Here is a 20,580-nt window from a genome sequence, read left to right as displayed (position 1 = left end):
TCGCTCGCGTTGGTCTGCCTGTCGTTCCAGACAGGCACCATATACATTTGTGCAGGCAGATGACAAGGCATCCAGCGCGCTACACGCGTCATTACCACAGGCGCATCAGATCAAAATAGAGAGCCATCAACATGAGGGTACCTACCATGGCAAGCCCGATGCGAAGCCCTACCGCTTGAGTTTGTTCAGAGACCGGCCGGCCACGCACGACCTCTATAAAATAATAAAGCAGGTGCCCACCATCGAGCACAGGGATAGGCAGTAAATTGAGCACCGCCAGACTAATGGAAAGATACGCTAGAAAGCCAACAAAGGCTTCCATCCCTGCACGGGCAGAGTCGCCAGAAATTTGCGCAATCGTGATAGGCCCAGATAAATTAGAGGGTGAAATCAGTCCCACCAACATTTTGCGAATCGCATCGACCGTGAGTAGCGTCATTTCACCGGTGCGAGATAACGCTTGTCCAACAGCCTCTACTGGCCCATATCGAATTTCTCGCTGCAGCTCGTCAGGCCAGGAGACCTGCTGTACACCGGCACCAATGTAGCCAATTTCTCGCCCCCCCTCGACGGTATTACTGCCAGGCGTGAGCGACAGCGTACCCTGCTCTTCGCCACGCTGATAGCTAACGTCTAAGGTTTGGCCTGCGCTATCACGGATCATGGCGACAAACTGCATCCAGTCGCTCACCGCCTCACCGTTTAATGAAAGAATGCGATCACCCGGCTGAAGCCCTGCCTGAGCGGCAGCTTGGCCATCTACCACTTGACCCAGTACAGCTGGCAAATCAGGGCGCCACGGGGTAATGCCTAAGCTTTGCAGCGGCTGTGGTGGGTCCTGGCGAACCAGATAATTATTGACCGGCAGCTGGTATACCCGAGGAGTGTTCGACCCCTCGGGCAATGCTTCAACGGTCACCTCCCCGCTAAAGCCAATAATGGAAACCAGCTTAAGGTTTATCTCTTCCCAGGAGCGCATCGCGTCGCCCTGGATAGCGGTAATTTCGCTGCCATGGGCAAGGCCTGCTTCGGCAGCAGGCGAATCTGGCTCAACTTCACCTACGATAGGCATTACCGTTGTAGTGCCTGCTACAAACAACGCCCAGTAGGCGACGATAGCCAGTAAAAAATTAGCCAGGGGGCCAGCGGCAACAATGGCGATTCGCTGCCAAACATTTTTGCGGTTAAACGCCTGATCAAGCTGCTCATCCGGCACGGGCGCTTCACGCTCGTCAAGCATTTTTACGTAGCCGCCTAGCGGTATTGCCGCCACAGCGAACTCGGTGCCATGCCGGTCTACGGTCGACCACAGCGGCTTGCCAAAGCCGACTGAAAAACGCAGCACCTTGACTCCACAGCGTCGCGCGACCCAGAAATGGCCGAATTCGTGGAAGGTCACCAGCAACCCAAGCACCACGATTACCGCTAAAATATTTTGTATCAGGCCCACACTTCGCTCCTTTACACGCTGCTCAGCGAATGGCTGAAACCTACGCGCCCTGCATGTTTTATCGCGGTATTTTCAATGCCGCCTGTTCACGAGCCCACTTATCCGCGGCTAAAACTTGTTCAAGCGAATCAGCGTTACCTTCAAAAGGCTGGCTCATGACCTTAGCAACCACCTCTGCAATAGCGCTAAAACCAAGCCGCCCTTCCAAAAAGGCGTCTACTGCGACCTCATTAGCAGCGTTGAGAATTGCCGGTGCTGCCCCGCCTTTTACCATCGCCTCCCGGGCTAGACGCAGGCACGGAAAGCGCGTTTCATCCGGCGCTTCAAAGTCGAGCCTGGCAACCTGAAAAAGATCTAATGTCTCAACGCCTGCATCAATTCTCTCAGGCCATGCCAACCCATAAGCAATCGGCGTACGCATATCAGGGTTGCCCAATTGCGCAATAACCGAGCCGTCATCGTAAGCCGCCATGGAGTGGATCACGCTCTGGGGATGCACGACCACTTGAATTTGTTCAGGGGTAGCATCGAACAGCCAACATGCCTCTATCAGCTCTAGTCCCTTATTCATCAGGGTGGCACTATCCACCGAAATTTTACGCCCCATCGACCAGTTAGGGTGAGCGCAGGCTTGCTCGGGCGTCACTTTGGCAATGTCTTCCGGGCGCCAAGTACGAAATGGGCCACCAGAGGCAGTCAAAAGCAGTTGCCGGACACCGTGACGCGCAAGGCCACCTCGGTGCTGAGCTGGTAGACACTGATAGATAGCATTATGTTCTGAATCAATCGGCAAGAGCGTTGCACCGGAACGCGCCACGGCATCCATAAACAGCGCTCCGCTCATTACCAGCGCTTCTTTATTGGCGAGCAGTACACGTTTACCCGATTCAGCCGCTGCCAGCGCGGGCAGTAACCCTGCAGCACCGACGATAGCCGCCATCACCGTATCGACTTGAGCCTCACGGGCTACGTCGCACAGCGCCTCTGGCCCCGCCTGCACCTGAGTAGAGATACCTGCCTCAACTAACGCATCACGCAGCCACTGCGCGTCAATCGGGTCGTTAAGTACCGCCACGCTAGGCTGGTGCGTTTTGCACTGATCTAGCAAGGCCTCTTTCGAAGTATGGGCCGTTAACGCATATACCCGGTAGCGGTCAGGGTGGCGGGCAATCACATTAAGCGTACTATTGCCAATTGAGCCGGTAGAGCCAAGCACCGTTACGTGCTGAAGGGGCGGCGGACTCATAATGCACTCACCTGTAGGTGAAGTACCTGCAGGTAGAACAGCGCAAAGATTGGGATAGCCGCCGTTAAGCTATCAATGCGATCCAGCACGCCACCATGGCCGGGCAATAACTGGCTAGAGTCTTTAATATTGCGATAGCGCTTCAGCATGCTTTCCAGCAAATCACCCAGCACCGAGACCAGTGTCACCAGTGCGGTAATGATTATCAGCGTTAACCCAACGGAAACGCCCAGTGCCTGCCAAATTGCAAACCCTATGGCTAACAGCGAAGTGGCAACCAGTCCGCCCACAACCCCCTCCCAGGATTTGCCTGGGCTCACCCTCGGTGCCAGCTTGCGCTTGCCCCAGCGGCGACCGGAAAAGTAGGCGCCAATATCCGCGCACCACACTAACAGCAGTACAAACAGTAGCCACACTGCCCCGCTATCACGGAGAACATTGAAGCCAACCCAGCACGGCAGCAGCACCCAGAGCCCCATCAACAAGCGACGTGAAGTGGCCTGCCACTGGTGCCCTACTTCTGGATAGCGGGTAACCCAATAAAGATTGAGCAGCCACCCAATTGCGGCAATCCATAATGGCCAAACGGCTAATACTGCGCCGCTCAGCCACATGATAACCATGAGCAGCGCCAGCCCCGCGACACACTGCAAACGCGAGCGTTGGCGGGTAATGCCAGCTAGGTTTGTCCACTCCCACGCACCCAGCAATACAATGCATGCTGTAAATAGCGCAAAGGCGCCGCCTTGAAGTCCGAATAGGCCGATCAGCGTTAGGGGAGCCAACCAGGCTGCAGTGATAATCCGCTGTTTAAGCACCTTGCGCCTCTATTTGTTCATCAGTCATACCAAAGCGGCGGCGGCGCTGGCAAAAATCATCCAGCGCCGTATCAAACGCCGCTGCGTCAAAGTCAGGCCACAACAGAGGGGAAAAATACAGCTCAGCATAAGCCAGCTGCCACAGCATAAAGTTGGAAAGCCGCTGCTCGCCACTGGTACGAATACACAAATCCACCGGGGGTACCTGGTGGGTGTTCATCGCAACATCGAGGCGCGCTTCATCGATATCAGCTGCCGCCAGTTCCCCAGCGGCAACCTCCTCAGCCAACTGCCTGGCAGCGCGTGCAATATCCCACTGGCCACCATAGTTGGCCGCAATCACCAGATGCATTCCCGTATTTGCAGCGGTAAGCGCTTCAGCGCGCTGGATATGCTTTTGAATAGCATGGGAGAAGCCACGTTGTTCGCCAATAATGGAAAGGCGAACATTACGCTCGTTGAGCTTTTTAACCTCGCGCTTAAGCGCCATTAAAAAAAGCTCCATAAGTGCATTGACCTCATTCGCAGGACGCTTCCAATTTTCGCTGGAAAATGCGAACAAGCTTAAGGTTTTCACACCACGCTCGGCTGCGCGCTGGATCACCGCTCTAACGGTTTCAACCCCCGCGCGATGGCCGCGCACACCAGAAAGCCCACGAGCTCGCGCCCAGCGGTTGTTGCCATCCATAATGATAGCAACGTGCAGCGGCAATGCCTCCTCGGAGTGAGAAGGCGTTGCGCCGCCCGGCTGCTTTTCAGGAAGCTGCGGTGACGTCATGGATTCTCTCACCAAAGATCAGTCATAAGTAAGCCAAGCGCTGGCCCAGCGGGCAGCACTTGGCTGCCCGCGGCTAAATGAACACAGGTAATTATACCTGCATGAGATCTTGTTCTTTTGCGGCAAGTGCCTTGTCGATCTCGGCGATGTACTTGTCGGTCAACTTCTGTATTTCATCTTCGCCCTGGCGCTGATCGTCTTCGGTGATTTCTTTATCCTTGAGCAAAGATTTGAAATCGCCGTTGGCATCGCGGCGCACGTTGCGCACCGCCACGCGGGCGTGTTCCGCTTCGCTGCGGGCTTGCTTGATATAGCCTTTGCGCGTCTCTTCAGTCAGCATCGGCATCGGCACGCGAATAACGGTACCGGCACTTGAAGGATTAAGCCCCAGGTCAGAGGTCATAATAGCCTTCTCAATTTTAGGCACCATGCCCTGCTCCCAGGGAACTACTGCCAGCGTCCGCGCGTCTTCCACGTTAACGGAAGCCACTTGGCTTAACGGCACTTGGCTACCGTAATATTCGACGCTAACGGCGTCTAGAATGCTGGGATGAGCACGCCCCGTACGAATTTTGTTGAAGTTGCCATTAAGCGCTTCAACACTTTTTTTCATGCGGGAATCTGCATCTTTCTTAATGTCGTTGATCACGTTGTTACCCTCTGTCTATCAGCGTGCCTTCCTTGCCCCCTACTACCAAATTCAGCAGAGCGCCAGGCTTGTTCATATCAAATACCCGCACCGGCATATTATGGTCACGTACCAGGCAGATCGCGGTCAAATCCATTACACCCAGCTTCTGCTCTAGCGCATCATCATAGGAAAGCTGGTCATATTTTATAGCGTCGGGATACTTCACCGGGTCCTTATTGTACACGCCGTCTACCTTCGTGGCCTTGATAACCACATCGACGTCTACTTCGATACCGCGTAAGCAAGCAGCCGAGTCGGTGGTGAAGAAAGGGTTGCCAGTGCCTGCCGAGAACAGCACCACGTCGCCAGACGTTAAATAACGGATGGCGGTACGGCGGTCGTAATGCTCCACCACACCGCTCATGGGAATCGCTGACATTACCCGCGAACGAATATTAGAACGCTCCAGGGCATCGCGCATGGCGAGGGCATTCATTACCGTTGCCAGCATTCCCATATGGTCACCCGTCACCCGATCCATGCCCGCTTCATTCAGCGCTGCGCCACGGAACAGGTTACCACCCCCAATTACGATCCCCACCTGAACACCAATACCTACCAACTGGCCAATCTCAAGCGCCATGCGATCCAACACTTTCGGATCGATACCAAACTCGTGCTCACCCATCAGTGCTTCGCCTGAAAGCTTCAGCAAAATACGCTTGTACTTTGACTTCGACTTATCAATTTTAGAGGCAGCAGCGGGGGTAGACTCTTGAATATCATGTGACATGGCATCTCTCCTGAGGCAGAACTAGGCACCGGTGGGCGGGGCAGCCCAATTTAGTAGGGGCCGGATACACGAAGGCGTGCGCTCCCGCGCACGCCATCTTTTTACTAGAACCTCTGACCTTAGCGACGGCCAGCCTGTTCCATGACTTCTTTAGCAAAGTCGACTTCTTCTTTCTCGATGCCTTCACCCACTTCAAAGCGGGTAAAGCCAACGACTTCACCACCGGCCGCTTTCACAAACTCAGCCACGGACTGGTTCGGATCTTTAACGAACGGCTGCTCGGTCAGGCTGTTTTCAGCCAGGTACTTCTTCAGACGACCACCCACCATCTTCTCAGCGATCTGCTCTGGCTTACCGGCCATATCTGGCTGGGCCATGATGATCGCTTTCTCTTTGTCCAACTCTTCCTGGGGCATATCTTCAGGATGAGCGACTGACGGGTTAATCGCGGCCACGTGCATAGCGACGTCTTTAGCGGCTTCGCTGGTGCCGCCTTTCAGCACGGTCAGAACACCAATGCGGCCGCCGTGAACGTATTCGCCCACCAGACCACCTTCAACGGCATCCACGACAACGGCACGACGTACGCCGATGTTCTCGCCAATCTTCTGAACGAGCTGCTCGCGAGCAGACTCAAGGTCGCCTGCCATGACCGCTGCAACATCTTCGTTTTTCGCCGCAAAGAATGCATCAGCGATCTTGTTGGTGAACGCGATGAAGTTGTCGTCACGAGCAACGAAGTCGGTCTCGGAGTTGATTTCAACCATCACGCCGTAGCTGCCGTCTTCGGCGACACGGGTAACCACCGCGCCTTCTGCTGCGGTGCGGCCCGCTTTCTTAGCGGCTTTAAGACCAGAGCTTTTACGTAGATTCTCGATTGCGACTTCGATATCACCGTTGGTTTCAGTGAGTGCTTTTTTACACTCCATCATGCCAAGACCGGTACGTTCGCGCAGTTCCTTAACCTGGGAGGCGCTGATAGCTGCCATGAGAATTCACCTCGGAAATGGTTCTAGCTGAGAGTTAAACGCGCCACAAAGTATAAGCTCGGTTGATGACCACCGCGACTTACTGTGCAGTGCGCTTGCCGGCGTTGCGTAACCGGCGTGTTCGGCCCGCTTGAGCGTACCCAAAGCGGGAAAAAGGGGGCATAAGGCCCCCTCTTAACGCGATGCGGCCTCACTGCCCGCCGCACCTACTACCTTTCTTACTCGGCAGCAGCGTTAGTATCGGCGGAAGCGGCTTCTTCTTCAGCTACTTCGACGAACTCGTCCGGACGACCTTCTTTCGCGCGGTTACAGGCGTCAGCAATTGCTTTCACGTAGATCTGAATAGCGCGGATGGAGTCATCGTTACCCGGGATCACGTAATCAACGCCATCTGGGTTGGAGTTGGTATCTACCACACCAATAACCGGGATGCCCAGCTTGTTGGCTTCGTTGATCGCGATGCGCTCGTGGTCGACGTCGATAACGAACAGTGCGTCCGGCAGGCCGCCCATGTTCTTGATACCACCGATAGAACGCTCAAGTTTATCTTGCTCGCGCGTTGCCATCAGAACTTCTTTCTTGGTCAGCTTATCGAACGTACCGTCTTCGCGCATAACTTCTAGCTCACGCAGACGCTTGATGGACTGACGAATAGTCTTAAAGTTGGTCAGCATGCCGCCCAACCAGCGATGGTTGACGAACGGCTGGCCAACGCGATTCGCTTCTTCTTTGATGATCTTGCTAGCGCTGCGCTTGGTGCCAACAAACAAAATTTTGTTGTTGGATGCCGCCATCTTCTCAATCACATCGACCGCTTCGTTCAGTGCAGGCAGAGTGTGCTCAAGGTTGATGATGTGAATCTTGTTGCGCGCGCCGAAGATGAATTTACCCATCTTCGGATTCCAGTACTTGGTCTGGTGACCGAAGTGAGCGCCTGCTTTCAGCAGGTCACGCATATTAACGTGAGACATGGTAAAACTCCTGAAACTCGGGTTAGGCCTCCACGCACCCCATGGATCCGACCAAAGGCGTCGTTAAACGTCGCCAGCGGCACCCGGGACCATGTGCCGGTGCATGTGTGTTTTCAAGGCTTGCTGTTAAGCAGCGCAGGGGTATCCTTGCTGCTATCAAATTGCCTTCCATCGATCACCCTGCCAGCCAAGAAGCATGGGATGGCGATTGCAGGAAAGCGCGCGGCTTTATACCATAGATCATTGCCAAGATGAAGTCACAGTCCATGTAACGGCTTTACTTCGCCGCTCGCTTTTGCCGTTTATCACTTGCTGTCTACCACTTACTTACGAGCCCACATCGAGAATTCATGAACGTTCCTATTAAGTCGCCTTCTGAAATCGAGAAAATGCGCGAGGCCGGGCGCCAAGCCGCCAGCGCCATTGAAATGATCACTCCGCATATAAAAGCGGGTATCAGCACGGGTGAAATTGACCGTCTGTGTCACGCATATATTGTCAACGAGCTGGGCTCTACCCCAGCGCCGCTTAATTACCACGGTTTTCCTAAAGCCACCTGCACCTCGATTAACCACGTGGTATGCCATGGCATTCCCGATGATGCCAAAAAGCTTAAGAACGGCGACATCATGAACCTGGACATTACGGTCAAAACCGCCGACGGCTATCATGGCGACTCCAGCGTGATGTTCGTGATCGGCGAAACAATCCAGGGCGAGCGCCTGTGCCGGATCACTCAGGAGTGTTTATATAAAAGCATCGAACTCATTAAACCCGGCGTTCGCTTATCAGAACTTGCTCGTGTAATTCAAAAGCATGCCGAAGACCACGGCTACTCCGTGGTGCGCGATTTCTGTGGCCACGGCATCGGCGCTGACTTCCATGAAGACCCGCAGTTCTTACACTACGATGGTTATGCACCGGACGCGGATATCGCGCTGGAAGCAGGCATGTGCTTTACCATTGAACCGATGATTAACGTCGGCGGCTACAAAACCAAGGTTCTGCGCGATGGCTGGACCGCTGTCACCAAAGACCGCAGCCTGTCAGCCCAGTGGGAACACACCCTGCTGGTCACCGAGTCCGGCGTTGACGTGCTAACCGCACGCAGCGACGAAGACTTTAGCTTTCTGAATCGCTGATGCTACTCCACCACTACCGGTTCGAGCCGGACACCGCACTGTATGACCTTGACGCTTTTCGCACCGAGCTTGCAGGAGCACGCTCCCCCGTCGCGCCATTCAAGGCGGCGCTGCGGGAGCTGCAGGCCAGGCTAGATGAACAGTTCCGTGCCGGCGCCGACATTCGCAATCTTGTACGCGGCCGGGCGTGGTATCTTGATCAGCTGCTGGCCATTGCCTGGGCACAGCACACCTGGCCTGATGATAGCGTCGCCCTGGTAGCAGTGGGCGGCTATGGCCGCGGCGAGCTGCACCCCCACTCTGATATTGATTTACTGTTTCTACTAGAGCGCGACGACGACATCCCCTACCGGGAGTCGCTGACCGCTTTTATCACTTTTTTATGGGACATCGGCCTGGAGATTGGCCACAGCGTGCGCTCTCTCAATGACTGCGTGCGTGAAGCCGAAGCGGATGTCACGGTGATCACCAATCTTCTAGAGTCACGGCTGATTGCTGGCCCCGAGTGGCTACGAGAGCAGATGCGCGAGCGGCTTAACGCTGACAACCTTTGGCCTGCCAATCGTTTTTTCGAGGCCAAGTGGCAAGAGCAAATTACCCGCCACTACCGCTATAACAACTCTGAGTATCACTTAGAACCCAACCTTAAAAGCTCACCCGGCGGGCTGCGTGATATTCAAATGATCGGCTGGGTGGCCAAGCGCCACTTTGGCACCGAACAGTACACGGACATCGTCGCCAATGGCTTTATGAACGATGCCGAACTTCGCATTCTAAGCCAGGGCCAAGCCTTTTTGTGGCAGGTGCGTTATGCCCTCCACATGCTGACAGGCCGCGCCGAAGACCGGCTACTGTTTGACCATCAGCGCACCATTGCTGAAATGTTCGGTTTCAAAGACACGCCTGAGCGCCTAGCGGTCGAACAATTTATGAAGCGCTACTACCGGCATGTGACGGCCCTAGCAGGGCTTAATGACATGCTGCTGCAGCACTTTGATGAAGTTATTCTACGCGGCAAAGAATCACTGGAAACGGTGAAGCTCAACGAGCGCTTTGAAATGAAAGGCGGCTACATTCAGGTGCGTTCGCGCAGCCTCTTCCGCGAGCGCCCGGCAGCGATGCTAGAGCTGTTTTTACTGATGGCGAAACACCCTGAGATAGAGGGCGTGCGTGCGGACACCATTCGCTTAATTCGCGACCACCGTCACCAAATTGACGATCACTACCGGGAAGACCCGCGCCACCAGCGGCTGTTTATGGCCATTATTCGCGCACCGGGTAACGTTCCCCGCCAACTGCGGCGTATGAACCGCTACGGCATTCTCGGTAAATACCTGCCAGAGTTTGGCCGCGCCGTAGGGCTAATGCAGCACGACCTATTTCATATCTACACGGTGGATGCCCACACCCTGCGCTTGTTGAAATTTCTACACGGCTTCCGTAAGCCCGATGCCAAAGGCGACTTTCCTGTGGCCGCCACGCTGATCCACCAACTGCCCAAGCTGGACTTACTCTGGATTGCCGGGCTGTTTCACGATATTGGCAAAGGCCGCGGCGGCGACCACTCTGAGATTGGTGCGCGTGATGTTGAGCACTTTTGCAAACGTCACCACGTTTCCCAGCGCGACACCAATTTGGTGAGCTGGCTGGTAGAGCACCACTTATTAATGTCCATGACCGCCCAAAAGCGCGATATCAGCGACCCTGATGTGATCCGCGACTTTGCCCTGGTGGTTCGCGATGAAACCCGCCTAGACTATCTCTATGTGCTCACCGTAGCCGACATCAACGCCACCAACCCCACGCTATGGAACGGCTGGCGTGCCTCACTGCTCCGCCAGCTCCACGCCGAAACCAAGCGGGCATTACGGCGCGGGTTAAATAACCCGCCTGACAGGGATGACTGGGTACGGGAAACCCGCACCGAAGCCCGCTCTTTATTGCAAACCATTGGGGTGGATAGCCACCAGATCGACCAGCTCTGGGAATCCCTGGGCGAAGACTATTTCCTACAGTACGCACCTAGCGAAATCGTTTGGCAAACCCAGGGCATTCTTGCTCATCAGCCCTCACCGCTGCCCCTGGTGCTGATCAGCGCACCCACCGCTGATATGGCGGAAGGCGGCACCAAAGTATTTATCCATACACGCTCGGTAGACGACCTTTTTGCCGCCACCGCGGCGGCCATGGAGCAGCTGGGGCTGTCGATTCACGATGCCCGCATTGCCACGTCCCACAATAACTGGACGCTAAATACGTTTATCGTGCTTGATAACGTTGGCCAGCCTATTCGTGATCTTGAGCGTATTGAAGAGATGCGCCAGCACTTGGTGGAAGAGCTGGACGATCCAGACGACTACCCAGACATTGTCTCCCGTCACACGCCTCGCCAGCTGAAACACTTCAAGGTGCCTACCGAAGTGTTAATTGAGCAGGACCCAGCCAACGAGCGCACGCTTTTAGAGCTAACCGCGCCCGACCGCCCCGGCCTGCTTGCCCGGGTTGGGCGAATTTTCATGGAGCAGGATATCGCCCTCTCCGCTGCCAAAATTGCCACCCTTGGCGAGCGGGTAGAGGACGTATTCTTTATTACCAATAAAGCGGGTGAGCCACTCACCGATCCAGAGCGCCAGCAGCAGCTGCGCGAGCGCTTGATTGAGGTATTAGGGGTTTAATATTTTTTGCAACCCCGGTTAGGTTTGAGCCTACACCGGGGCTTGCCTATAATCGACAGCCTACGCCCGCCAGCCATCAACGGACACGCTATGAACCCTGACTTAAACGCTCTACATCCCTATCCGTTTGAGAAGCTGGCCGCCCTTAAAGCGGCGCTGACGCCACCGGCGGGACTGGAGCACATCCCCCTCACCATCGGTGAGCCTCAGCACGCCCCTTACCCAGCAGCGCTTGAAGCCCTGGTGGCCCACCAGTTGGAAATGGCCCGTTACCCAGCCACCAACGGCCTGCCGGCGCTACGCGAGACCATTGCCGCTTGGGCCACCCAGCGCTTTGGCTTAACCGAGCTTGATGCCGAACGCCAGGTGCTGCCGGTGAACGGCACGAGAGAGGCGATTTTTGCTTTCGTGCAGGCAGCTCTCGATCGCAGCCGCCCTGCCAACGTAGCCGTGCCTAATCCGTTTTATCAAATTTACGAAGGCGCCACCCTGCTAGCGGGCGGGCAGCCACTCTACTTAGACTGCACCGCCGAAAACGACTTTCGCCCGGATTTTTCAGCGGTTGATGCCGCGACCTGGCGTGATGTGCAAATCGTGTTTATCTGTTCGCCGGGCAACCCCACCGGCGCGGTAACGCCGCTTGACGAGTTTAAGCAGCTAATTGCCCTGGCAGACGAACACGACTTTATCATCGCCTCTGACGAGTGCTACTCCGAGCTCTACCTGGACGAAAACACGCCGCCTCCGGGGCTTCTGCAGGCTTGCGCCGAGCTAGGCCGCGATGACTACCGCCGCTGTGTAGTCTTCCATTCGCTCTCTAAGCGCTCCAACCTGCCGGGACTGCGCTCTGGTTTTGTGGCGGGGGATGCGGACCTACTAGCCCCGTTTAAGCGTTACCGCACTTATCACGGCTGCGCCATGTCGCTGCCGCTGCAGCATGCCTCCATTGCCGCTTGGCAGGACGAAACCCACGTGCGTGCCAACCGCGATGCCTACCGTGAAAAATTCAGTGCGGTAACGGAGGTACTTGCTCCAGTGATGGATTTCCCCATTCCGGAAGCGAGCTTCTACCTCTGGCCTGCAGTGCCCGGCGGTGACGATATCGCCTTTACCCAGCGGCTGTTCAGCGAACAGCATGTGAGCGTACTGCCCGGCAGCTTGATGGGCCGCCCGGGGCAGAACAGTCATAACCCCGGTGCCGGTCGGCTACGCTTAGCGCTAGTGGCAGAACTTGAGCCAACGTTAGAAGCGGCCAAGCGCCTACGTCAATTGATCGAACTCAGCTAGGAGGCTGCATGCTGACGCTCTACATGATTAGCAACTGCGATACTTGCCGCAAGGCACGCAAAGCACTGGATGACAAAGCACTGCTTTATAAAACCCACGATCTGCGCAAAGACGGTCTTTCTGCTGCACTACTAGAACATATTTTACATCGCGTCCCCCTAGTCGAGGTGATCAACAAACGCAGCAAAACGTGGCGCGAACTTTCGGATGAAGAGAAAGATTACGACGCGAATTCGGCTCGTCAGCTGCTGCTCCAGCACCCCACCCTGCTCAAACGACCGCTGCTGGAGCTGGACGATGGCACTATTTTGATAGGCTACCGTGAAGGCGACTACGATAAATTAGGCTAGCGCCCTGACGCACACCCTCCCACTCTCTTCACACTTTTCACGCTCTTAAACACTTAAAGGATGACGCGTTATGCTGAGCTTTGCGCTTGGAATTGGCACTCAAAATACCCAGGGCGACTGGCTGGAAATTTACTACCCGGCTCCGCTGCTTAACCCCGCAGAAAGCTTAGTAGCCGCCGCTAAAGAAACGCTGGATGCGCCTACGGGAAATGCACCGGTCAGCTTCTTACCGGAAGATTGCACGCGCTTGGCCAAGGCGCTGGAAGCCGCTGGCCACCCGGAGCAAGCAGAGCTTGCCGAATCACTGGCAGCGAGCCACCGCCCGCTGGTGGCCATGTTCCTGGAGACCGACCAAGCGCCGCAAACCGCCCCTGAGGTATACCTCAAACTCCACCTGCTTTCCCACCGTTTAGTGAAGCCTCACGGGCTGGATCTGACCGGCATGTTCGGCCTGTTACGTAACATTGCCTGGACAAACGAAGGCGCAATCGACATCGAAGAGCTGCCCGCCCGCCGCCTAAAAGCACGTTTGGCTGGCCGTGTGCTGTCAGTAGACTGCGTTGATAAATTCCCCAAAATGACCGACTACGTCGTGCCCACCGGCATTCGCATTGGCGACACCTCACGCGTACGTTTGGGCGCCTACCTGGGTGAAGGCACCACCGTCATGCACGAAGGCTTCGTCAACTTCAACGCAGGCACCGAAGGCCCCGGCATGATTGAAGGGCGCATCTCGGCGGGTGTCATGGTCGGCAAAGGCTCTGATCTCGGCGGGGGCTGCTCGACCATGGGCACGCTTTCTGGCGGTGGCAATATCATCATTAAAGTCGGCGAAGGCTGCCTCATTGGCGCCAATGCCGGTATTGGCATTCCGCTGGGCGACCGCTGCACCATCGAAGCAGGCCTTTACATCACGGCTGGGTCAAAAGTCACCCTGTTGGACGACCAGGGCCAGGAAGTAAAGACCGTGGCCGCCCGCGAGCTGGCGAACCAGGATGATCTGCTGCTACGTCGTAACTCGCAAAACGGTCGCATCGAGTGCCTGACCAATAAAAGCGCCATCGCGCTGAACGAGGCACTGCATGCCCATAACTGAGCCTGACGCGCTGTCGCCTACGCTGAAGCTGGCGTTTGATTTACTCGGCCGTGCATCAGTCACGCCAGACGACGAAGGCTGCCAGGACATAATGATCGAGCGCTTAACGGCGCTCGGCTTTCATGTTGAGCAGCTTCCCTTTGGCGATGTGAAGAATTTCTGGGCGGTACGCGGCCACCACGGCCCAGTGCTTGCGTTTGCTGGCCACACCGATGTAGTGCCTAGCGGGCCGCATACCAGCTGGGAGTTTCCGCCCTTCTCACCCTGCATTGATGACCACGGCATGCTGTGTGGGCGCGGAGCGGCCGATATGAAAGGCAGTTTAGCGGCTATGCTGACCGCCGTTGAGCGTTTCGTCACCGCCCACCCCGACCACGATGGCCGCATTGCGTTTTTAATTACCTCCGACGAAGAAGGCCCCGCTGTCGATGGCACCCGTGCGGTGGTGGAACATCTGCGCGAACGCAATGAGCGCCTGGATTACTGCATCGTCGGCGAGCCCTCTTCCACGGCCCGCTTAGGGGATGTCATTAAGAACGGTCGCCGTGGGTCGCTGGGTGGCGTCCTACATGTTAAAGGTGTGCAGGGCCACGTGGCTTATCCACACTTGGCGCGCAACCCGATTCATCAAGCGATGCCAGCTCTGGATGCTCTAACAAATGAGCACTGGGATGCGGGCAACGACTTCTTCCCCGCTACCAGCTTTCAAATTTCTAACTTCCGGGCAGGTACCGGGGCGACTAATGTGATCCCGGGCGACGTCGAAGTAGTCTTCAACTTCCGCTACTCCACCGAAGTCACCCACGAAATGCTACGCGCTCGCACTGAAGCGATTTTGGATCAGCATGGCCTTGAGTATCACATCGACTGGACACTCAACGGCGAGCCGTTTTTAACCGCCGAAGGCAAGCTGGTGGATGCCGCGATTCGCGGAGTAGAAGCTGTCACCGGCGAACGCCCTAAGCTCTCTACCAGCGGTGGCACCTCCGATGGCCGCTTTATCGCCACCCTTGGCGCCCAGGTCGTCGAGCTCGGCCCGCTCAACGACACGATTCATAAAGCCAATGAGCGCGTGCTCGCCAGCGACCTAGATACGCTAAGCCGCATCTACGAGGCCACTCTTCAAGCGCTGCTAACGACCAACGAGGTAAGCGTATGATGGAGCGGTTTCCAGATATTGAGGTGTACCTTGCACAGGTCGCCCTGGATGATATTAATGCATGGCTGCAGGATGCGCTGAACGCCCCGCCACTTAGCCCCGCAGGTAAAGGCAAGTGGAACACCCGTGGTCAGCATGAAGGGGAGGCAGTGCCGGTGCTGTTAGTAGACCGCGCCGCCGACGGTTTTGCCAGCCTGTGGTTTGATAGCCACCACACGCCGTGGCATACCGATCAAGAGTGCGCCCAGCACGCCGCCGAAGCGCTACAAATTGAGGTACGCTGCTCGCTAGGTGGTTGGCACCCAGGCGATGACCCTGACCGCTTCTGGCAAGTGTTGCCAGGGGGGCAAGAAAAAGCCATTGAGTGGCCAGATTCGGGTCGTTAAACGCAAAACCCCCGCATGCGCGGGGGTTTGCTATTTCAGCAACTGCCTGAAAAATTACTCAATAATACTTACATCGTCGGCTTGTAAGCCGCGTTCATTCTTAATCACGTGATAGCGAACAATCTGACCCTCGGCCAGCATGCGTGGGCCACGGCCACGAATCGCGCGAAAGTGAACAAACACATCTTCACCGTTATCGCGAGTAATAAAGCCGTATCCTTTATTGGTATTAAACCACTTCACCTCTCCCTCTTCGCGGCCATCATTGGGGTCGATGATATCTTCCTCTTCCTCATCATCTTCCACCATAGGCGCCGCCTGGGGCTGGCGGGGTGCGGGCTGTGCACGGGCTATATCTGCTTTTACCACCATAGGCGGCGCCAGGGCAGCAGCGGCTAAAGTACCGATAAACAGCACGGCAAAACAACCCAACGCGACGGCAATATAAGCACCATTAATACCCGCCGCTAACAACTGCTCAGCCAGCAACGCATCCGTTAAATGAACAATCCCCGCCAGCAGCAGCGGCGTGGGGGCGGCAAGTAAGACACTGATGAAGAAACAGCGAAAAACAACTTTTGGATTCATAGATAATAAAAGCTCTCTTGTTGTATGGGTAACAGACGAAGGACAATACTCGGACTACAAGGCCCATTCCTAACAGTACCGAGCATACTACACAAGGTAACGATGTTATCATGACAAACGACTTATCGCCCGCTGAGCTAACTCAACGTTTTGAATCTTTAGAGAGTCGCTTAGCGTATCAAGAGCATTGGCTGGACACTCTTGACCAAGCGGTTGCCCAGCAAGAGCGCCGTTTAGAAAAACTGGAACAGCTAAGCGCCCTAATGCGCGAACGCCTTCGCGAGCAGCATCAGGCGCTACAAGCAAGCGACTCCCAAGGCTCCTCTCGCCCAGAAGACGAAATACCGCCCCACTACTAATACTCACTGGCTAATACTCACTGACGAGCATCCAAGCTCGCAGGTCGTTGCCGTTGGTTTAGTTTTAAACGTTGTTTAACACATCGGCAGGGCTGACGCTTTCCAGACCGAAGGCCTCTGCCACCGCTTCATAGGTGATATTGCCATTGTGCACGTTAAGCCCCGGCAAGAAATGGGCGTCATCCTTAAGCGCTTGCTGCCACCCTTTATTTGCTAGCGCCAGCACAAAGGGAAGTGTGGCATTCGTTAGCCCCAAGGTGGATGTACGCGCCACTGCGCCCGGCATATTGGCCACACAGTAGTGAACAATGCCATCCACCATGTAGGTTGGCTCAGCGTGAGTGGTGGGCCTGCTGGTTTCAAAACAGCCTCCCTGATCGATCGCAACATCGACTAGCACGCTGCCCGGCTTCATATCCGCCAGCATTGCGCGGGTAATCAGCTTGGGAGCCGCCGCACCCGGTATTAGAACGGCCCCTACAATCATATCGGCTGTTTTTACCGCATGATCCAGCGCATCCGCCGTAGAGTAGACGGTCTTAATTCTCCCCTGGTAGCGGTCGTCTAACACTTCCAGCCGAGCAATCGATTTATCGAGAATCGTGACATCGGCTCCTAAGCCAAGCGCCATGCGCGCTGTGTTCTCGCCCACCACGCCGCCGCCAATTACTGTGACGCTGCCTGGCGCCACACCTGGCACTCCTGGCAGCAGCACACCAGAGCCGCCCTGCGCCTTCTCCAGGCTATGCGCCCCCGCCTGCACCGCCATACGGCCCGCTACGGTGCTCATCGGCGCCAGCAGCGGCAGGCCACCTTTAGCATCGGTAATTGTTTCATAGGCAATACAGGTAGCGCCGCTCTCCACCAGGCCATGGGTCAGCGACTTTTCAGCGGCTAAGTGCAGGTAGGTAAACAGGGTGTGATTAGGTGTTAGCCGCGCCACCTCTTCGGCCTGCGGTTCTTTAACCTTTAAAATCAGCTCGGCACTTTGCCATAGCACTTCTACATCCGCTTCTATCTGGGCACCAGCGGCTTCATAGTCGCTGTCGCTAAATCCTGCGCCCTCTCCTGCAGCGGCTTGAACCAACACCGTATGCCCATGCTCGGCTAGCTCGCGCGCCCCAGTAGGCGTTAGTGCTACGCGATATTCATGGTTTTTAATCTCTTTTGGTACGGCGATTTTCATGGGCGTTTTCCTTTTCAGCAGAAGATCAAAATAAGGAGCGTCCGCAATAAACGATAAATAGACGCTGATAGGAAAGTTACCGCACTGATTGCGTTAACCACCACCCCAGCACAGAAAAACAAAAAAAACGCCGGTTAAGGCGCTTTATAGAAGGAAAATATAGTGACTAACGGCTCTAAGCAAAAAAATCATCGCCTAATCGCGACACGACTCTGCTACCACTGCGCCGCCATAGCAGTGCAGGTACTCTTCTGGCAGCCGCTTAGGGCGGCCGCTCGAAAGTGCAACACAGGCAAACCGGGTGCGCGCGTTTAGTAGCGTTTTTTCATCATCCACACGCTTTAACTGAAAGCGGCGCGTTAGGCTAAATCGCCCATCGCACGCCACAATCCATGTCGCAAGCTTGAGCGCATCGCCCATGAAGGCAGGCGCCAGGTAGTCCAGCTCATGGCGATGCACGACCATCGCTCGGTCAAGCGCACGATAACGCTCAAGAGAAAGCCCCAACGCCTCGGAGTGGGCCCAGCTGACTTGTTCAACCCAGCGTAAATACTCGCCGTTATTGACATGCTGGTAGGCGTCGATCGCCTCTTGGGTCACGTGGATATCGATCACAAAAGGATCCGGCAGCGCCCACTCCATTGTCTCCTCCTTGCCTTATCGCCCTACATTGGCCGCCTGCTGACAGGTTTAATCACGAAACACTCGCACGCCTAACGCTTTTAGATACGAGGTTTCAGGAATAGCCGGGTGCACCGGATGGTCAGGCCCCTGGTGGCCCTGGAAAATCACCTGGCCGTGACGATCTTGGTGACGCACCGCACCGCGCACTACGTCAACCAAGCGCTCAGGCGCGAGGTGCATGGAGCACGAGGCTGAAAGTAACAAGCCATCGCGACCCAATAAGCGCATCGCTTCACGGTTTAAGCGGGCATACGCGCGCTCACCATTGGGAATGTCTTTGCGTTTTTTGATAAACGCAGGCGGATCAAGAATCACCACGTCGAACTGTTCGCCGTCGGCTTTCAGCGCCGCTAGGGCCTCAAACGCATCGCCCGCACCCACCGCGACCTGCTCCTGAACACCGTTTAGCTCGGCGTTACGCGCCACTTGATCAAGCGCTGAGGCAGAGGAGTCGACGCACAGCACCTCCGATGCACCGCTAACTGCCGCCTGTACTCCCCAACCGCCCACGTAACTAAATACATCCAGCACGCGCTTGCCTGCCACATGGCCATTCAGCCACGCACGATTAACCCGGTGGTCGAAGAACCAGCCGGTTTTTTGGCCGTTAAGCACCGGCACGGCAAACTGCACACCGTTCTCTTCTAGCAGCACTTCATCGGGCAGTGTGCCTTTCACAACGTCAACGTGAGCTTCCAGGCCTTCCTGACGACGGCCGCCCGTATCATTACGGAAGACAATGGCACTGGGCTTAATAACTTTTTCCAGGGCGTCGACAATATCTTCCGCCAGTGCCTGCATACCCGCTGTATTAAGTTGCACCACGACCACATCGCCAAAACGGTCAATCACCAAGCCCGGTAGCAGATCACCTTCACCGTGAATCAAACGGTAAAACGGCTTATCAAACAGGCGTTGGCGTAGGGCCAACGCTTGGTTAAAGCGGTGTATAAACAACGAACGGTCTAAACGCATTTCCGGGTCGCGAGACATCACCCGCGCACAGATGAGCGAGTGCGGATTAACGTAGGCCACCCCAAGGGTTTTACCGTTCGATGCTTCAATGAGTGCAGGCTCACCTGCGGCAAAATTTTTCAGCGGCGTCTCTTTAATATCTACTTCGTTAGAGTAGATCCATAGATGGCCCGCTTTTAGGCGGCGGTCGGCATCTTTGTTCAGGCGCAGGCGTTGAGTCACAACAATCTCCAAAAGAGCAATCTCACAAAGCACATAGACTCTGAAAGCACAGACAAACAGTAAAAAAAGCGGTCGTTAACGCTGACAGCCGGGACAAAACACACTAGCGCGCTGACCAAGGGTAATGCGTCTAAGCTCCGTGCCACAGCGTAGGCAGGGCTGCCCATGACGCCCGTACACATTGAGTTGCTGGGCAAAGTAGCCCGGCTCACCCTGGCCGCTAACAAAATCACGCAGTGTGGTGCCGCCCTGGGTAATCGCCGCCGCTAATACGTCTTTAACCGCAGTAGCAAGCGCCTGATAACGCGCTAGGGAGATACGCCCTGCCGCGCGACGCGGGTCAATGCCCGCCATAAACAGTGCCTCGGCTGCATAGATATTACCCGCGCCAACCACCACGCGGTTATCCATCAAAAAGGGCTTCACCGCAACGCGCTTATTACGTGACGCGTTATACAACCAGCGGCCGTTAAACGCGTCGCCTAACGGCTCTGGCCCAAGGTGCGCCAAGCGTTTATCTAGGCTGCCATCACCCTGCTGCCAATCAACAAAACCAAAGCGGCGTGGGTCGTGATAACGCAGCACGTAACCCGAGGTAGTCACCACGTCCACATGATCATGTTTTTTCGGCAAATCCCCCACGCGAGCGATGCGCAAGCTGCCCGACATGCCTAGGTGCCACAATAGCGTGGCACCCCCTTCAGGCACTACCAAGGGGATTTGTAAGTACTTGGCCCGGCGTTTTAACACACCAACCCGCGCCCCTACCAGTCGCTCAACAAGATCATCAGGCAC

21 protein-coding genes are annotated in these 20,580 nt (G+C 55.8%); 8 read left to right on the top strand and 13 right to left on the bottom strand.

Annotated elements, in window-relative coordinates; all coding sequences use genetic code 11:
* Positions 1-91 precede the first annotated feature (91 nt).
* From rseP to rpsB, 8 genes are all read right to left on the bottom strand, one after another.
* Positions 92-1,450 carry an RIP metalloprotease RseP gene (gene rseP, locus MOY_RS15765; protein ID WP_009101738.1) on the bottom strand — a complete coding sequence of 453 codons (1,359 nt, stop codon included), beginning with the start codon at positions 1,448-1,450 and terminating at the stop codon, positions 92-94.
* A 58-nt stretch (positions 1,451-1,508) separates the two neighbouring features.
* Positions 1,509-2,696: a 1-deoxy-D-xylulose-5-phosphate reductoisomerase gene (gene ispC, locus MOY_RS15760; protein WP_009101736.1), complete on the bottom strand. Its 1,188-nt coding sequence runs from the start codon at positions 2,694-2,696 to the stop codon at positions 1,509-1,511.
* Entirely contained in the window at positions 2,693-3,514 is an 822-nt protein-coding gene (locus MOY_RS15755; RefSeq protein WP_009101734.1) for a phosphatidate cytidylyltransferase, read from the bottom strand. Before MOY_RS15755 ends, ispC begins: the two co-directional genes overlap by 4 nt.
* Complete coding sequence (uppS, locus tag MOY_RS15750; RefSeq protein WP_009101732.1) at positions 3,507-4,292, bottom strand: polyprenyl diphosphate synthase; 786 nt, start codon at positions 4,290-4,292, stop codon at positions 3,507-3,509. Before uppS ends, MOY_RS15755 begins: the two co-directional genes overlap by 8 nt.
* A gap of 91 nt (positions 4,293-4,383) precedes the next feature.
* The gene (gene frr / locus MOY_RS15745) at positions 4,384-4,941 is read right to left on the bottom strand and encodes a ribosome recycling factor (RefSeq protein WP_009101730.1); all 558 of its coding nucleotides are present in this window, start codon (positions 4,939-4,941) and stop codon (positions 4,384-4,386) included.
* Positions 4,942-4,945: 4 nt separating this feature from the next.
* Positions 4,946-5,716: a UMP kinase gene (gene pyrH / locus MOY_RS15740; protein ID WP_009101728.1), complete on the bottom strand. Its 771-nt coding sequence runs from the start codon at positions 5,714-5,716 to the stop codon at positions 4,946-4,948.
* 119 nt (positions 5,717-5,835) lie between these two features.
* A complete protein-coding gene (gene tsf / locus MOY_RS15735) occupies positions 5,836-6,705 on the bottom strand; it encodes a translation elongation factor Ts (RefSeq protein WP_009101726.1) in 870 nt (289 codons plus the stop codon).
* 218 nt (positions 6,706-6,923) lie between these two features.
* Complete coding sequence (rpsB, locus tag MOY_RS15730; protein ID WP_009101724.1) at positions 6,924-7,676, bottom strand: 30S ribosomal protein S2; 753 nt, start codon at positions 7,674-7,676, stop codon at positions 6,924-6,926.
* Positions 7,677-8,026: 350 nt separating this feature from the next.
* On the opposite strand from rpsB, the gene map reads away from it, so the two are divergent.
* From map to MOY_RS15695, 7 genes are all read left to right on the top strand, one after another.
* On the top strand, positions 8,027-8,818 hold the full coding sequence (map, locus tag MOY_RS15725; protein ID WP_009101722.1) for a type I methionyl aminopeptidase: 792 nt from the start codon (positions 8,027-8,029) through the stop codon (positions 8,816-8,818).
* A complete protein-coding gene (locus tag MOY_RS15720; protein ID WP_009101720.1) occupies positions 8,818-11,493 on the top strand; it encodes a [protein-PII] uridylyltransferase in 2,676 nt (891 codons plus the stop codon). The genes map and MOY_RS15720 overlap by 1 nt, the downstream gene beginning before the upstream one ends.
* Before the next feature lie 90 nt (positions 11,494-11,583).
* Positions 11,584-12,780 carry a succinyldiaminopimelate transaminase gene (gene dapC / locus MOY_RS15715; protein WP_009101718.1) on the top strand — a complete coding sequence of 399 codons (1,197 nt, stop codon included), beginning with the start codon at positions 11,584-11,586 and terminating at the stop codon, positions 12,778-12,780.
* Between the two features lie 8 nt (positions 12,781-12,788).
* Entirely contained in the window at positions 12,789-13,130 is a 342-nt protein-coding gene (locus MOY_RS15710) for a Spx/MgsR family RNA polymerase-binding regulatory protein (protein WP_009101716.1), read from the top strand.
* Positions 13,131-13,200: 70 nt separating this feature from the next.
* Positions 13,201-14,226: a 2,3,4,5-tetrahydropyridine-2,6-dicarboxylate N-succinyltransferase gene (dapD, locus tag MOY_RS15705; protein ID WP_009101713.1), complete on the top strand. Its 1,026-nt coding sequence runs from the start codon at positions 13,201-13,203 to the stop codon at positions 14,224-14,226.
* A complete protein-coding gene (dapE, locus tag MOY_RS15700) occupies positions 14,213-15,385 on the top strand; it encodes a succinyl-diaminopimelate desuccinylase (protein ID WP_009101711.1) in 1,173 nt (390 codons plus the stop codon). The genes dapD and dapE overlap by 14 nt, the downstream gene beginning before the upstream one ends.
* On the top strand, positions 15,382-15,771 hold the full coding sequence (locus MOY_RS15695) for a hypothetical protein (protein WP_009101709.1): 390 nt from the start codon (positions 15,382-15,384) through the stop codon (positions 15,769-15,771). Before dapE ends, MOY_RS15695 begins: the two co-directional genes overlap by 4 nt.
* Before the next feature lie 54 nt (positions 15,772-15,825).
* Here MOY_RS15695 and MOY_RS17735 read toward each other — a convergent pair whose 3' ends face one another.
* Positions 15,826-16,359 carry a cold-shock protein gene (locus MOY_RS17735; RefSeq protein WP_009101708.1) on the bottom strand — a complete coding sequence of 178 codons (534 nt, stop codon included), beginning with the start codon at positions 16,357-16,359 and terminating at the stop codon, positions 15,826-15,828.
* Between the two features lie 110 nt (positions 16,360-16,469).
* Between MOY_RS17735 and MOY_RS15685 the strand changes: the two genes are divergently transcribed.
* On the top strand, positions 16,470-16,718 hold the full coding sequence (locus tag MOY_RS15685; protein ID WP_009101706.1) for a SlyX family protein: 249 nt from the start codon (positions 16,470-16,472) through the stop codon (positions 16,716-16,718).
* Between the two features lie 64 nt (positions 16,719-16,782).
* On the opposite strand, the gene ald is transcribed toward MOY_RS15685, so the two are convergent.
* The 4 genes from ald to mutM all read right to left on the bottom strand — a co-directional run.
* Positions 16,783-17,904 (bottom strand): alanine dehydrogenase, encoded by a 1,122-nt coding sequence (ald, locus tag MOY_RS15680; protein WP_009101705.1) that lies wholly within the window; start codon positions 17,902-17,904, stop codon positions 16,783-16,785.
* A gap of 195 nt (positions 17,905-18,099) precedes the next feature.
* Positions 18,100-18,546 carry an acyl-CoA thioesterase gene (locus tag MOY_RS15675; RefSeq protein ID WP_009101703.1) on the bottom strand — a complete coding sequence of 149 codons (447 nt, stop codon included), beginning with the start codon at positions 18,544-18,546 and terminating at the stop codon, positions 18,100-18,102.
* 48 nt (positions 18,547-18,594) lie between these two features.
* A complete protein-coding gene (locus MOY_RS15670; protein WP_009101701.1) occupies positions 18,595-19,785 on the bottom strand; it encodes a class I SAM-dependent rRNA methyltransferase in 1,191 nt (396 codons plus the stop codon).
* A 75-nt stretch (positions 19,786-19,860) separates the two neighbouring features.
* Positions 19,861-20,580, bottom strand: a 720-nt coding sequence (mutM, locus tag MOY_RS15665) for a bifunctional DNA-formamidopyrimidine glycosylase/DNA-(apurinic or apyrimidinic site) lyase (RefSeq protein WP_050949585.1), incomplete at its 5' end; no start/stop codon positions are given.

Origin of the sequence: Halomonas sp. GFAJ-1 (genome assembly GCF_000236625.2) — a bacterium.
Lineage (GTDB): Bacteria > Pseudomonadota > Gammaproteobacteria > Pseudomonadales > Halomonadaceae > Vreelandella.
Note: the sequence above shows the minus strand (reverse complement) of the source record. Positions and strands in the feature narration are given on the sequence as shown.

What these genes read in the sequence shown, in the direction of transcription:
- ispC (WP_009101736.1), bottom strand. Translation starts at nt 2,696, where the DNA reads ATGAGTCCGCCGCCCCTTCAGCACGTAACGGTGCTTGGCTCTACCGGC.
- uppS (WP_009101732.1), bottom strand. Translation starts at nt 4,292, where the DNA reads ATGACGTCACCGCAGCTTCCTGAAAAGCAGCCGGGCGGCGCAACGCCT.
- pyrH (WP_009101728.1), bottom strand. Translation starts at nt 5,716, where the DNA reads ATGTCACATGATATTCAAGAGTCTACCCCCGCTGCTGCCTCTAAAATT.
- tsf (WP_009101726.1), bottom strand. Translation starts at nt 6,705, where the DNA reads ATGGCAGCTATCAGCGCCTCCCAGGTTAAGGAACTGCGCGAACGTACC.
- rpsB (WP_009101724.1), bottom strand. Translation starts at nt 7,676, where the DNA reads ATGTCTCACGTTAATATGCGTGACCTGCTGAAAGCAGGCGCTCACTTC.
- map (WP_009101722.1), top strand. Translation starts at nt 8,027, where the DNA reads ATGAACGTTCCTATTAAGTCGCCTTCTGAAATCGAGAAAATGCGCGAG.
- MOY_RS15720 (WP_009101720.1), top strand. Translation starts at nt 8,818, where the DNA reads ATGCTACTCCACCACTACCGGTTCGAGCCGGACACCGCACTGTATGAC.
- dapC (WP_009101718.1), top strand. Translation starts at nt 11,584, where the DNA reads ATGAACCCTGACTTAAACGCTCTACATCCCTATCCGTTTGAGAAGCTG.
- MOY_RS15710 (WP_009101716.1), top strand. Translation starts at nt 12,789, where the DNA reads ATGCTGACGCTCTACATGATTAGCAACTGCGATACTTGCCGCAAGGCA.
- dapD (WP_009101713.1), top strand. Translation starts at nt 13,201, where the DNA reads ATGCTGAGCTTTGCGCTTGGAATTGGCACTCAAAATACCCAGGGCGAC.
- dapE (WP_009101711.1), top strand. Translation starts at nt 14,213, where the DNA reads ATGCCCATAACTGAGCCTGACGCGCTGTCGCCTACGCTGAAGCTGGCG.
- MOY_RS15695 (WP_009101709.1), top strand. Translation starts at nt 15,382, where the DNA reads ATGATGGAGCGGTTTCCAGATATTGAGGTGTACCTTGCACAGGTCGCC.
- MOY_RS17735 (WP_009101708.1), bottom strand. Translation starts at nt 16,359, where the DNA reads ATGAATCCAAAAGTTGTTTTTCGCTGTTTCTTCATCAGTGTCTTACTT.
- MOY_RS15685 (WP_009101706.1), top strand. Translation starts at nt 16,470, where the DNA reads ATGACAAACGACTTATCGCCCGCTGAGCTAACTCAACGTTTTGAATCT.
- ald (WP_009101705.1), bottom strand. Translation starts at nt 17,904, where the DNA reads ATGAAAATCGCCGTACCAAAAGAGATTAAAAACCATGAATATCGCGTA.
- MOY_RS15675 (WP_009101703.1), bottom strand. Translation starts at nt 18,546, where the DNA reads ATGGAGTGGGCGCTGCCGGATCCTTTTGTGATCGATATCCACGTGACC.